Source organism: Cutibacterium sp. KBN10P07758, assembly GCF_050286205.1.
GTDB lineage: Bacteria > Actinomycetota > Actinomycetes > Propionibacteriales > Propionibacteriaceae > Cutibacterium > Cutibacterium acnes.
Genome location: NZ_JBNNQV010000001.1, coordinates 2,381,919 through 2,395,604 on the forward strand (window position 1 = coordinate 2,381,919; position 13,686 = coordinate 2,395,604).

Below are 13,686 nucleotides of genomic sequence, written 5' to 3' on the forward strand. Positions count from 1 at the left end.
CATGATGCAGTGCCGTCACGAGAGGCGCGAACGCCCCGAGGCACACCGCGGACGTATCAGGGGCAACCAGTGAGACACAGCCACCAGGAGACGTCGCAGAGCCGAGAGGCACCAGGCCAGGACGTGCGGGATCACCGGGATGTACGAAGCCGGCAGACGCAGGGGCGGCGCGGGCTGCCGTTGCCAGTACGTTTCACGATCCTCGCAGCGATCTTCGTCGCCGTCACCCTGGCCGGCCTGGCGTTGGGATCGGTGAACATCCCGCTAGGTGACGTCATGACGGTCATTACCGGGGGTACCAACGTCGATCCTGTCTCCCTGACGATCATCCACGATGTCCGAGAGCCTCGCACCATCACCGCCCTGCTCGTCGGGGCGGCGCTGGGAATGTCCGGGCTGGAGATGCAGACTCTCTTCCGCAATCCCTTGGCCGACCCGTACGTACTGGGTATCTCGTCGGGTGCCAGTCTCGGCGTCGCCCTGGTGGTGCTGTCCACCTCGGCATCGGCGGGTGCGGCGACCTTCGCCTCCGGATTGGGCATCGGACCGGACCTGTTGATCATGGTGGCAGCCGCTCTGGGGGCAGCCGTCGTGCTGCTCATCGTCATGCTGGCAGGACGATTCATCCACTCCTCGACGATCCTGCTGCTGCTCGGCGTCATGATCGGGTACTTCGTCTCGTCTGGGGTCACCGTGCTGCTGTCGCGGGCGAGCCCAGAGCTCATTGCCCAGTACACCCGCTGGCAGTTCGGCAGCTACCACGGTGTGACGTGGCAGAACCTGCGAGTCATGGTGCCGATCATTGTGGCCATGATCCTCGCCAGCCTGCTGCTCGCCAAGCCGCTTAACGCCTTGTTGCTGGGGGAACGTTACGCTCAGACGATGGGGATGAACCTCAAGGTGATGCGCACCCTGCTGGTGGCGAGCACAGCCATTCTCGCCGGTGCCGCCACCGCGTTCTGCGGGCCGATCGGCTTCCTGGGAATCGCCATTCCCCACCTGACGCGTGGGGTGTTGGGGACGGCCGATCATCGTCATCTGCTGCCCGGATGCATCCTCACCGGCAGTTCCCTGGCATTGATGGCCGACATCCTGGCACAGCTGCCCGGTGACGACGTGCTGCCCGTCAACGCCGTCAACGCAGTTTTCGGGGCGCCGGTCGTCATGGTCATCCTCATCCGCTGGTACCGGGAGGCGGAGGCGACATGACCGGTCTCGCACTGTCGAACCTGACGGTCGGGTACCGTTCGGGCCGCCACGTCACGAGGGTGCTGTCGGGGGTGACGGGTTCGGTGGTTGCCGGGCAGATGATTGGGCTCGTGGGGCCCAACGGTGCCGGAAAGTCCACCCTGCTGCGCTCGGTCGCTGGACTGCAGCCGAGCCTTTCCGGCGAGGTGCAGATCAACGGCACCCCGACGTCCCGGATGTCGCGCCGTCAGGTCGCCCAGGCCCTCTCGACCGTGCTGACCGACCGGGTGTCGGTGGCCCGGCTCACCTGCCGCGACGTCGTCTCGCTGGGGCGCCATCCACATTCGGGCATCGGTGGGCGGCTGCGGCCCCATGACCATGCGGTCATCGACGAGTCGCTGACGGCGGTGGGCGCTGCCGATCTGGCCGACGCCTTCATCGGTGAGCTGTCGGACGGTCAGCGTCAACGGGTGATGGTGGCCCGGGCGCTGGCCCAGGAGCCGTCCATACTGCTGCTCGACGAGCCGACCTCTTTCCTCGACCCACCGGGACGGATCGCCCTGCTCGGCATGCTGCGCAAGGTATGCACGGCGCGCAACATCGCCGTGGTGGTGTGCAGCCACGACATCGAGCCGGTGATGCGTTACGCCGACACTCTGTGGGTAGCCGGGCACAACACCGACGTTGTAATCGGGGCACCGGAGGACCTGGCCCGCAACGGTGCGCTTGAGGCAGCCTTCCGTACCGAGGGAATCACCTTCGACCTTCGCACCCTCACCTTCTGGCAATCCGATGCCGGGCGCCCGGTCGCACGGGTCGTCGGTCACGGTGTAGACGCCGACCTCGCTCACCACGTTCTGACCCGATCCGGGTACCGGGTCGTTGAGCAGCCGGGTGACGAGGTACTAACGATCGGAGTCACCGATGAAGGTTGGGCGGTCGACGACTGTGTACTACCCACCCTCTCCCAGCTCCACGAGCATCTCATCGGTCGTCACAGGGAGCGTGCCCGGTCATGACCGTGCGTTATCTCGTCTTGTGGCCGACCGCGGCCTGCGATCTCACTTGTCCCTACTGTTACCGCCGCGACCGTCGAGGCGGCCGAATGCCCGTTGAGGTGGCAGACACCGCTTTGGACCTCGTCGCCGAGGATGTACGCACCACCGGGCGGCCCGCCCACGTCCAACTGGCCGGCGGGGAGCCGACTCTGGTGCCCTCCCTCATTGAGCACGTCGCCAAGCGTGTTGTGGAAATTCGGTGGGAAAAGGTCACCTGCGGCATCCAGACCAATGCTGCCCGCCTCGACGGCGACATCATCGCCATGCTGAAACGCCACAGCGTCCGAGTCGGGGTGAGCGTCGACGGGCCACCCCCAGTGCACGAAAAGACGCGCGGTTCGGCGGCGCAGACTTTCCGGGGCCTGCTCGCCCTCGCTCACGCAGACATCCCGGTGCGGGTGACAACAGTGCTGTCAGCCCTCAACGTCGAGCACCTAGACGAGCTGGCCGTCACTCTCGCCACGCTTCCCAACGTCACCGGATTCGGGCTCGACCCGCTTGTGGCAATCGGGAGCGCAACCGGGCGAGACGATCTCGTGCCCTGCAACGAGGCCGTCATCGACGGGATCACCACGCTCTACCGGCGGCTGGCACAGATCAACGCGCTGCGCGCCACGCCCCTGCGCTGGCGGGAGTTGGAGACCGTCAGGACTGCACTCCGCCGTGGCCCTGTACCCACGACCAGCGCCGTCGACCCCGCGGGCCGCACTCTGCTCCCCGTGGCGAACCACCCCTACTGCCATGCGGCGGTCCGGGAATCAATGGCGGTCGCACCCGGTGGCAGCGTCTACCCCTGTTCTCAAGCTGTCGGAGATATGGCTTCCCGGGCGGGAACCGTCCATAGCATCGACTGGGAAAGCTTGCGACGGCGTTTCTCGCAAGATCGCCACACCCTGCGCGGACCCTGTCACCGCTGCGCCTTGGCCGGACGATGCCCCGGCGATTGCCCATCCCGAGTAGAGGCCAATGCCCTTGCCGACCCGGAACAGCGCCGGACTCCCCTCACCTGCCTCATCGACAGCACTCTCGCCCGTCTGGAAAGTGCATCATGACCACCCTGAGCTTCTTCTCGGCCATCGGCGGCGAACTCACCCTCGTCAGCCAAGCCTTGTCACGGCTACGCACTCGTGGTCTCGAGATCACCCTCTTCGGCCGCACCAAGGATCAGATCACCGACCCGGAACTAGCCCGCGCCTTCGCCCAGGCGGCCGCCCGCAGTGACGCCATCGTGCTTAGTTTCCACGGCGGTACCACTTCCTGCCCGGCATGGCCCGCACTGGTCGAGGCGTGGAAAAACCGTCGCGAATCCGGTCTGCCGCTGCCGTGGATCCACATCCAACCCACCTCCGGTGACGATGACGGGCTCTTGGCCGCCCAGGACTGGGCCAGCGGGCTCGACGACGGCACCTGGAGGGGTCTCATCGGGCTGCTGGAGATGGGCGGCCCGGACAACGTCGAGGCGGCGCTACGGATCCTCGTCGACCGGGTGCGGGGTGGGTCAGCCCCCATCCCCGACGTCATCCCCGCCCCCACCGAGGGGATCTGGCATCCACGTCACGGCCTGTTCACCAACCTGGCCGAGTACCGGCACCATCTGGACCCCGATCTGCCCACCGTTGGGATCACCTTCCCGCGCAGCTACTGGCTGGAGCACAACACCGCGCACATCGAAGCCCTGATCGAGGCCATCGAGAGACTCGACGCCAACACTGTGCCGTTCTTCTGTTTGCGTCTTCCTGACGCCCGCCGCGGTAACCCCAGCATGGCCCAAACCCTCGAAGCTCTGCTACGCGACGAGGATGGCAACCGCGTCATCGACACCCTGATCGACGTCCACGGCATGTCCATGACCGCCGGCGTACCTGCCAACGCGGACGCCTATCCGAAACTTGGGGTGAGCGTGCTGCACGCCTTGACCTCCTACGCCCCGTTGGCGGCATGGAAGGCCCAGGGTATGGGGGCGATGGACGTTGCCACCCAGGCCGCCCAGCCGGAATTCGACGGTGCCCTCATCACTAAATTCCTGGCCACCCGAGAAGTCGATCGGGTCGACGATCTCACCGGAGCCGTCGTACCACACATGGTCCCAGTCCCCGGCCGCCCCGAGGCGATGGCCGAACTGGCCCTTTCGTGGGCCCGGCTGGCCCGCACCCCCGCCAACCAACGCAAAGTGACGATCGTCTTCCACCACCATCCGCCGCGTAATGACCGGATCGGCTGCGCCACCGGGCTGGACACCTTTGAGTCGGTACGCCGGCTCCTCGTCCGAATGGCCGAGGATGGCTACGACGTCCCAGAACAGTTCGACAGCGCCGACGACCTCGCTCAGGTGCTGTTGTCATCGTTGACCTGCGACCAGCGCTGGCTCACCCCCGAGCAGATGTATCAGCGCGCCGAGGTCCATGCTGACCTTGCCACCTCCCGGTCCTGGTACCGGGCACTTCCCGCATCCGTCCGCGAGTCGATGGATCGCGCTTGGGGCCCGCACCCGGGATCCCTCTTCGTCCACCACGACGAATTTTCCTTCGCCGGGCACCTCGACGGCAACGTGTTGTTGACGATCCAGCCGCCGCGGGGAAATTTCGAAGCTGTCACTGATTCCGACATCCACGACCCACTCCTGCCCCCGCCCCACCACTACCTAGCCCACTACCGCTGGATCCGTGACGTGTTCAAAGCTGAGGCTGTGATCCACGTCGGCACCCACGGGAGCCTGGAATGGCTACCCGGCAAAGGGCTGGGCCTGTCCGAGGAGTGCTACCCGGAGCTTGCCTTGGACCGGATGGTCAACATCTACCCGTACATCATCAATAACCCTGGGGAGGGCACCCAGGCTAAGCGGCGCAGTGCCGCAGCCCTCATCGACCACCTCACCCTACCGATGCGTCAGGCCGAGTTATACGACTCCACCGCCGAGATCGACCGCATCTTGCGCGAATACGCCGGGGCGCAGTCGCAAAGCCCCCAGCGCGCCCGACTTGTCGCCGAGCAGGTATGGGACGCCGTCACCAAAACAGGCCTGGACACCGATCTGGGTCTGACGAGTGCCGACGTCGACGCCGACCCCGTCGAGGTGCTCGACAGGGTCCACCATCATCTGCTCGACCTGCAGGACCGTGAAATCTCTGACGGTCTGCACGTGCTGGGCCAAGTCGTCGCCGGACACGACGACCCGATCGCCGCCAAGGTGGAGTACGTCGCCCAACTCACCCGTCAGCTCAACGGGCCGGTACCGTCCCTACGCGAAGCCGTGCTGAATGCCTGGGGGACCAGCCTTGACGAGGTCTCTGCTAAAGCCGGCGAGCCAGTGCCCGTCACCGCCGACCTGCCCGACGGTCTGACCGGACGCCAGCTTATGTCCGAGGCTCATCGTCGCTGCGTGAAGCTGCTCACCCCTGTTGTCGTCCGTCACCGCGACCGGCACCCCGACGACACCGAAGCGCACGATCTGGCGGCCCAGTTGTGTCATGAGCAACTCGGTGCCGAACGTGGGGACGTCATCGAAACCCTCACCTGGGTCCTCACAGACCTCATGCCCCGGCTGGACGCCACCAACAACGAGATCGACGCCATCATGACGGCCCTCGACGGCGGGTTCGTGGCCCCTGGGCCGTCGGGAGCGCCCAGCCGTGGCAACGCCCACATCCTGCCCTCCGGCCGAAACTTCTTTTCCCTGGATCCCCAGACCATGCCCACCCCGACGGGATGGCGTGAGGGGGTCGAACTGGCCGACCAACTCCTCCGAGGGTATGCCGAGGCCCACCCCGACCAACCGTGGCCGCGCACCGTCGGGGTGGTGGTCTGGGGTACCCCGAATATGCGCAGTGGAGGGGCCGACATCGCCGAGATTCTGTACCTCATGGGGGTGCGCCCGGTCTGGGAGTCCTCCGGGCTCGTCAGCGGGTTGCAGATCATCGAGCCCTGCGAGCTGGGGCGTCCCCGTATCGACGTCTCCCCGCGCATCTCCGGCCTGTTCCGTGATGCCTTCCCCAACCTCGTCGAGATGATCGACCGGGCGGTGCGGATGGTCGCAGCCCTCCCCGAACCTGACGACGACAACATGCTGCGCGCCCACGTCGAGGCCGACGTCGTCGAAATGACTGCCCGCGGGATTGACGTCGAGCAAGCCCGCCGCAAGGCGACCCTCCGGGTCTTCGGATGCCCGCCCGGCGGATACGGTGCCGGGGTGGAGGAGCTCATCGAGACCAAAGCGTGGCAGGGCAAGGCCGACCTGGGCCGGGCCTACATTGCCGCCTCGTCCCACGCCTACGGTGAGGGAGTGCTCGGACAGGTGGAAACCGAACGGTTCACCGCGAGCCTGAAACGCATGGACGTCACCGTCAAGAATGAGGACACCCGCGAATACGACATGCTCAGCTGCACCGACTTCTACAACTACTACGGCGGGCTTATCGCTGCTGCGACGACGGTACGAGGCGAGGCGCCGATGTCGCTGGTAGGGGACTCTTCGGATCCGACCCGCATCGCCACGCGCACCACCACCGAGGAAACCCGACTCATCTTGCGCTCACGAATCCTCAACCCATCGTGGATCGAGGGACTGCAACGTCACGGATATAAAGGAGCCGGCGACCTATCCGCAGTACTCGATATCCTCATCGGCTGGGACGCCACCGCCGACGTCGTCGATGACGGCCTATGGGAACGAGTTGCGCGTCGTTACGCCCTCGACCCGGCGATGCAGGAATGGTTCCGGCAGGTCAACCCGCACGCCCTGCACAACATCGTCGACAAACTGCTCGACGCCGCCCAACGTCACGTCTGGGAGGCCAATCCGAGCATTGTCGAGGAACTCGAGAACACCTACGCTGACATCGAGGGCACCATCGAAGAGGTCTCCGACGACCCCGCGATCGCCCCGAACACCCGGGTGGGTGCGCCTCCGCAGAACCCTGCCGGTGGACTTGACCTGTCCGAGCTGGGGTTGGTCTAATGACCTATCCGTTCACCGCCGTCGTCGGGCAGGACGAAGCCAGACTCGCTCTGCTGCTGTGCGCGGTCAACCCGCGTATCGGTGGGGTCATCCTTAGTGGGGAGAAGGGAACGGCCAAATCGACAGTGGTTCGTGGTCTCGTCGAGCTGTTACCCGGTCACGTCATGCGCACCCTGGCTCTGGGAACCACCGAGGATCGTCTTGTCGGCGGGTTGGACCTGGAAGCCACCCTGGTGGCGGGACGCCCCGTCCTCCAGCCGGGTCTGCTTAGCGAGGTCGACGGAGGGGTGCTCTACATCGACGAGGTCAACCTCCTCGACGACCACCTCGTCGATCTCGTCATCGACGCCTGCGCCGGGACCGTGCGGGTGGAGCGTGAGGGATTGACGGCCTCCCTGCCGAGCCGATTCGTGCTGGTGGGAACCATGAACCCCGAGGAGGGGGCACTGCGTCCGCAGTTGTTGGACCGGTTCGGACTGTGCATCGACGTGCACGGCGAGTCCGACCCGGCCGTCCGGGCTGAGATCATCCGGCGGCGCCTCGACCACGACGCCGATCCGGCCGAGTTCGACCACCGCTGGCAGAGCGACCAGAACCGTCAGGCCGCAGTCATCGAGAGAGCGCGGCACATCGTCGCCGGAGTCCGACTGGACGAGGTCGTCACCGAACTCATCTCCTGCCTGTGTCGGCAGAACCACGTTGCTGGGCACCGCGCCGACATCGTCATGGCCGAAGCCACGCGGGCTCATGCCGCCCTGGTCGGTCGCGGCGTCGCCACCGAGGACGACGTGTTAACGATCAGCGAGATGGTACTGAGGCACCGCCGTCGCGTCGAGACCCCGTCGGAGTCTCCGCCGCCGCGCAACCAGCACCCCGACGATCAGCCGGACCAGCCCGAACAACGTCCCCGGGAACCCGAGCGACCCGACCCCGACGTGGAAAAACGGCAGGCGGGCGAGAATCTTGCCACGCCGCCCAGCAGTTCAGGCGAACAACAACCCGAATACCACGACGGTCCCCAGAACCAGCGAGACGACGGCCAGCACGACCCGCGGAAACAACCCTCGGGCAGCGGTGAACAGGTGGTTGCCGCCGGGGACCCGTTCGCCGTCCGCCCCTTGGAACCTAGTCAGGACCGCTTCGCCCGTCGCGCCTGCGGACGACGTCTGCGCACCCGCAGTAACGATCGACGTGGCCGCTACGTCTCAGCCCGACCCACCGACCGCCCTGACGACCTCGCCCTGGACGCCACCCTTCGCGCGGCGTCGGTTCATCAGAAGTCACGTCGGGCCACCGAGCGTCCAGACCTGGCGGTGCACGTCAAACCGATCGACTGGCGGGCCAAAGTACGGGCCGGACGAGCCGCCTCCTGCGTGATCTTCGTAGTCGACGCTTCCGGGTCGATGGGGTCACGAGGACGAATGACCGCCTCTAAGGGGGCCGTGCTGTCCCTCCTCTTGGACGCCTACGTCAAGCGTGATCGGGTGTGCCTTATCGGTTTCCGTCGCGACCGGGCCGAGGTGCTGGTGCCGGTGACCTCCTCGGTGGAGGTAGCCCAGCACGGTTTGGCAGAGCTACCGGTCGGTGGGCGCACCCCGCTGTCGGCCGGACTGATTAAGGCCTGCGAGGTGGTACGGCCCCTGCTCCTCAAGGACCCCGGGCTGCGACCATTACTCATCCTCGTCACCGACGGGCGCGGCAACGTCAGTCTGGACGGCCGTCCCAACTCCCAGGCCACCGATGAGGCGATTCGGGTGGCAACCAAGCTCGGCGTCGACACACGACTCAGCTGGGTCGTCATCGACACCGAGGACCCACGAGGTATCCAGCTGTCTCGGGCCCGCGACATTGCCACAGCCTTGGGTGGACCTTGTCTGCGCATCGACGACCTGCGGGCTGACGACCTCGTCAACGTCGTCTCTCGACTTGACCCCTCCCACCAATCTCCCCGAAAGGACCGCTGACATGGCACAACGCCCCGTCTATCCCTTCTGCGCCATCGTCGGTCAGGAGGAGATGAAGCTGGCTCTCATCCTCGCTACCATCAGCCCCGATTTGTCCGGGGTACTTATCCGCGGCGAGAAAGGCACCGCCAAGTCCACCGCGGTGCGCGGACTAGCAGCCCTACTGCCGCAACACCGGGAGATTCCCGGGCCCTACCACCTGTCCCCCGACGAGTACCCGACCCACGCGGTCGCACTGAACCTGCCTGAGGTCATGCCCGAGCCTCGCACCGTGCAGGTGCCGGTCGTCGAGCTGCCGGTGGGAGCCACTGAGGATCGCGTCACCGGCACTCTCGACATGGAGACAGCCCTGCGGGAGGGGCGACGCCGTTTCGAGCCGGGTCTGCTAGCAGCCGCGCACCGGGCGATCCTCTACGTCGACGAGGTCAACCTCCTCGACGACCACGTCGTTGACCTGCTGCTGGACTCAGCCGCCATGGGCGTCAACACCGTAGAGCGAGAGGGGGTCAGCGTCACCCATCCAGCCCGGTTCACCCTGGTCGGCACCATGAATCCGGAGGAGGGCGAACTGCGCCCCCAGTTGCTCGACCGCTTCGGGCTGTGCGTCACCGTCAGCGGGGAGGACGACCCGGACAAGCGCACCGAGGTAATCCGGCGCCGAATGGCCTTTGAGGACGACCCTGGTGGCTTCTCACGCACATGGGAACAGGATGGCCACAAGCTCAGCGAACGGATCCAACGTGCTACTGAGCTCGTCACCCAGGTAGTCATCTCCGACGAAACTCTCACGACGGCGGCTCGTACCTGCATCAACGCACACGTCGACGGTCACCGCGCCGACATCATGATGGTCCGGGCGGCGCGCACTCTGGCAGCCTGGAACGGTTGCACCGAGATCACCACAGAGGACCTCTCTCAAGCTGCCCGGCTCGTCCTGCCGCACCGGATGAGACGACAACCACTCGAGTCAGTTGGTAGGGCAGTGTGATACGCACCCCACGCCGACACTGGCATCCGAAACTGGGCTGGCTTCCGCACATCCCCCGGCAAACCCCACCGCCCATTGACGCCCCTCTGATCGACGTCACCCATGCCCACGATGGGCGGGCAGTGGTGCGCCGGATGGCCCGCGATGGGCGGCGCTGGCTACTGCCCGGGTCAGTCTCCTCGGCCTTCGTCAGCCTGGTGAACATCGGCGTGCCGATGGCTCTGGGACGTGCCATTGACGACGGAGTGGTGGCTGCCGATGCCGCTGCCTTGACCGGATGGCTGGCCCTGGTCGCGCTGGCATACCTGGTGCGCGCAATAGCCCAGACGATCCGGATGCAGACCAATGTCGGAGCCGGTTTGGCCGAACACGACTTGCGGATTCAGGCCCTCGAACGGATCACTGCCCCGGAGGGGATCGGTGGGCGCTCGCGGCTTCCCGGTGATCTGCTCGCGGTCGTCGTCACTGATGTGCGGGCGGTGTCGCGCGCCTTCATCGCGTTGACGTCGATCCCTGGCAACGTTGTCACCCTGCTCGGTGCCCTGATCTCGATGACCCTCATCAACGGCTGGTTGGCATTGGCGACGGTGTGCATCGTGCCGCTGCTCATCCTGTTGTCGGTGAAGGGGGTCGCCCCGGTCAAGCGCAGCACCCGGCGTGAGCGCCGCGCCGAGGCCGCCGTCGCCGGGTCGGCCGCCGACCTCACCAGTGGGTTGCGGATAATACAGGGGCTATCGGCGCAACGCCGAGCCACCGCAAGGTTCCGGACCGCCAGCCGCCAAGGCCTCGACGCCACCCTACGCACCCGACGCGTCAAGGGGGTCTACACCGGGACGATTAACGCCTCGGTGGGAGTATTCATCACCGCGCTGACGGTGCTAGCTGGGTGGCTCACCCTAGCCGGGCGTATCAGTGTCGGGGAACTCGTCACCGTGGTCGGGCTGGCCCAAACCCTCGGCCCTCCGCTGCGAGCACTGGGCGTCGACACCGCGACGATGTTGGCCACCGCCCACGCCTCCGGGGACCGATTCTGTGAGTTGCGTGATAGCCCGGCAGCCTGGCAGATCCACCCCGACGACGGTGCCCGCACCACACCGGGTGATGGCCCGGTGGAGTTGCACATCCCGGTCAGGGATTTCCAGCTTGACGTCGCCGGCGGCACCCATGTGGGTGTCATGGCGCCTCAATCGGTCTGTGACGCCTTGGCCGAGGCGATAGACCACGGCTCCGAGACCGTCTTGAATGGGGTTCCCGCCAGTCGCCTCAACCCTGCCCAACGGCGTCGTCTGGTGCTGGTGGCTCCCCGCTCCCCCGAACTGTTCGACGATACTGCCCGTGCGAACATCGTGCTTGACAGCCAGACGACTGTCGCCAGGCTGAATGCCGTCGTCGACGCAGCCGCTTTGGACACTGTCGTCGCCGTGTTACCACGGGGGTTGGAGACCGAGGTCGGAGAGGGCGGTCGCCACGTATCCGGGGGTCAGCGTCAACGCCTAGCCCTGGCGCGTGCCCTGCTGCACTCTCCTGACGGCCTCGTTCTCATTGACCCCACCACGAGCATCGACGCCGTCACCACCGCCACCATCGCCAGGAAGGTGCGGCAGTTGCGAGCCGGACGCACCACCATCATCGCTACGACATCCCCGGCCTTGCTGGACCAGATGGACGAGGTGGTGCTGCTCGACGCCGACGGCCGTCAGATCGCACGGGCCCCGCATCGCGAACTGCTGGCCCGCGACGACTACCGGGAAATGCTGTCATGAGTACCCCGCGTTCATTGCCACTCGCCACTGCCGCCCAGGTTCGCCAGGAGGTCCAGCGGGCAGCTCGCGGAGTGCGCGGCTACTTCATCGGGGCAATCGTGGTGATCACGGCGGCGTCTCTGCTTGATCTGACGGTGCCGGTGGCCACCGGCTGGATCATTGACGCGGCCAAGGCTCACCGTCCGACCTCGGCGCTACTTACCCCGGCGTTGGTAATGGCTGCCGCGGTGATCGGGTCGCGGATCTGTAACGGTGCCGCACAGTCCCTCACGCCGTCCTTCTTCACGACCATCATCACCCGGTTGCGGGAATCCATGATCGCGGTCGGCTTGGGGCTGGACCAGCAGCGGGTCGAGAAAGCCGGTACCGCCGATCTCGTCTCACGGGCCTCCGACGATGTCACGGCTGTGCGCGACGCCGCCAATGGCGCCCTCCCCCGTCTCGTCAACACCATGATCATGGTGATCGTGTCAGTGGGTGCGCTGGCCAGCTTGCACCCGCTCTTCTTCGTCCCCGTCTTCCTTGCTGGGGTGCTCTACGGCCTCGCAATCCGGGAGTTCCTGCGCACGGCCCCACCGGTGTACCGGGCGGAAAGAAACGCGTCGACGACCCAGTCCCAGCGCATTCTCTCGACGATTCACGGGGTGGACGTCGTGCGCGCCTTCGGCCTGGAAAACCTGCGCACCCGGGCGGTGGCCAACGGATCATGGCAGGCGATCCGCTGGAACCTACGCGGACGATTCCTCGGCAACACCCTTGTCGTGCGGCTGCTAGCGGGCGAGGCGGTGGCGACTATCGGCGTCGCCTGGACGGGATACCTGCTTGTCACCACCGACCGGCTGAGCGTCGGCGCGGCTGCAACAGCGGTGCTGGTGCTGTTGAGGTTGTTCTCCCCTGTGCGGTTCCTGCTCATGTTCCTCAACAACCTGCAGGCCGCATGGGTATGTCTGCAGCGAGTGGTGGGCGTCATCCAGGCCCGCCACGACAAACCGGCCGTCTCCGAGCGGTACCAGCGCGGGCCGACGTCGATCCACGTGGATCAGGTGAGCTTTGGCTATCAGGACGGGCCCGATGTGCTGCATACGGTGAGTCTGGACATTCCGGCCGGACACACCGTGGTGCTCGTCGGGGAGTCGGGGGCAGGCAAGTCGACCTTGGCGGCCCTTGTCGCGGGGTTGCTGGAACCCCGGCAGGGAAGCATCACCATGATATCGGGCCATGCCCGGACGGTGCTTATCAGCCAGGAAATCCACACCTTCTCCGGCACCCTCTTCGACGATGTCGCATTGGGGCTAGCCGGGCAGGCCGAGGACTGGCCTGACGAGCGCGTCCGCGACGCCGTCCTCGCCGCGTTGGAACGGGTCGGGGCCGATTGGGTCGAGCAGCTCCCTCACGGCGTCGACACCGTGGTGGGACGGTTGGGAATCCGCCTGTCACCTGCCCAGGCGCAACAGGTCGCCCTGGCGCGCGCATTGCTGGCAGACCCGCCCGTCATCATCCTTGATGAGGCGACGGCGGAGGCCGGCAGCTCCGGTGCCACGGCTCTTGACCGTGCCGCAGCTGAGGCTGTCAGGGGGCGGACCGCCCTCGTGGTGGCCCACCGACTGTCCCAGGTGACGATGGCCGACGAGGTCGCCGTCATGGACAACGGCCGGATCGTCGAAGTCGGGGCACCAGAGCAACTGCGTCAAAGCGATGGCCCATTTGCGGCGCTGTGGCGGGTGTGGTCAAACCAGCACTGAGCTGCAGTACAGCCCAGCGCTGGGAACGA

At 66.3% G+C, this 13,686-nt stretch carries 8 protein-coding genes; all 8 read left to right on the forward strand.

Annotated features, from left to right (window positions below; translation table 11 throughout):
• Nucleotides 1-69: 69 nt before the first annotated feature.
• A complete protein-coding gene (locus ACOYO3_RS11735) occupies nt 70-1,209 on the forward strand; it encodes a FecCD family ABC transporter permease (RefSeq protein ID WP_002520986.1) in 1,140 nt (379 codons plus the stop codon).
• A complete protein-coding gene (locus ACOYO3_RS11740; RefSeq protein ID WP_002520985.1) occupies nt 1,206-2,207 on the forward strand; it encodes an ABC transporter ATP-binding protein in 1,002 nt (333 codons plus the stop codon). The genes ACOYO3_RS11735 and ACOYO3_RS11740 overlap by 4 nt, the downstream gene beginning before the upstream one ends.
• Nucleotides 2,204-3,298 carry a radical SAM/SPASM domain-containing protein gene (locus tag ACOYO3_RS11745; protein ID WP_002550542.1) on the forward strand — a complete coding sequence of 365 codons (1,095 nt, stop codon included), beginning with the start codon at nt 2,204-2,206 and terminating at the stop codon, nt 3,296-3,298. Before ACOYO3_RS11740 ends, ACOYO3_RS11745 begins: the two co-directional genes overlap by 4 nt.
• A complete protein-coding gene (gene cobN / locus ACOYO3_RS11750; RefSeq protein ID WP_427305899.1) occupies nt 3,295-7,200 on the forward strand; it encodes a cobaltochelatase subunit CobN in 3,906 nt (1,301 codons plus the stop codon). The genes ACOYO3_RS11745 and cobN overlap by 4 nt, the downstream gene beginning before the upstream one ends.
• Nucleotides 7,200-9,164, forward strand: a complete 1,965-nt coding sequence (locus ACOYO3_RS11755; RefSeq protein ID WP_427305900.1) for a magnesium chelatase subunit D family protein — start codon at nt 7,200-7,202, stop codon at nt 9,162-9,164. The genes cobN and ACOYO3_RS11755 overlap by 1 nt, the downstream gene beginning before the upstream one ends.
• Before the next feature lies 1 nt (nt 9,165).
• Complete coding sequence (locus ACOYO3_RS11760; RefSeq protein WP_002517368.1) at nt 9,166-10,152, forward strand: ATP-binding protein; 987 nt, start codon at nt 9,166-9,168, stop codon at nt 10,150-10,152.
• A gap of 134 nt (nt 10,153-10,286) precedes the next feature.
• The gene (locus tag ACOYO3_RS11765) at nt 10,287-11,915 is read left to right on the forward strand and encodes an ABC transporter transmembrane domain-containing protein (RefSeq protein ID WP_002518610.1); all 1,629 of its coding nucleotides are present in this window, start codon (nt 10,287-10,289) and stop codon (nt 11,913-11,915) included.
• Nucleotides 11,912-13,657: an ABC transporter ATP-binding protein gene (locus ACOYO3_RS11770; protein ID WP_002524602.1), complete on the forward strand. Its 1,746-nt coding sequence runs from the start codon at nt 11,912-11,914 to the stop codon at nt 13,655-13,657. The genes ACOYO3_RS11765 and ACOYO3_RS11770 overlap by 4 nt, the downstream gene beginning before the upstream one ends.
• The last annotated feature ends 29 nt before the right edge of the window (nt 13,658-13,686 follow it).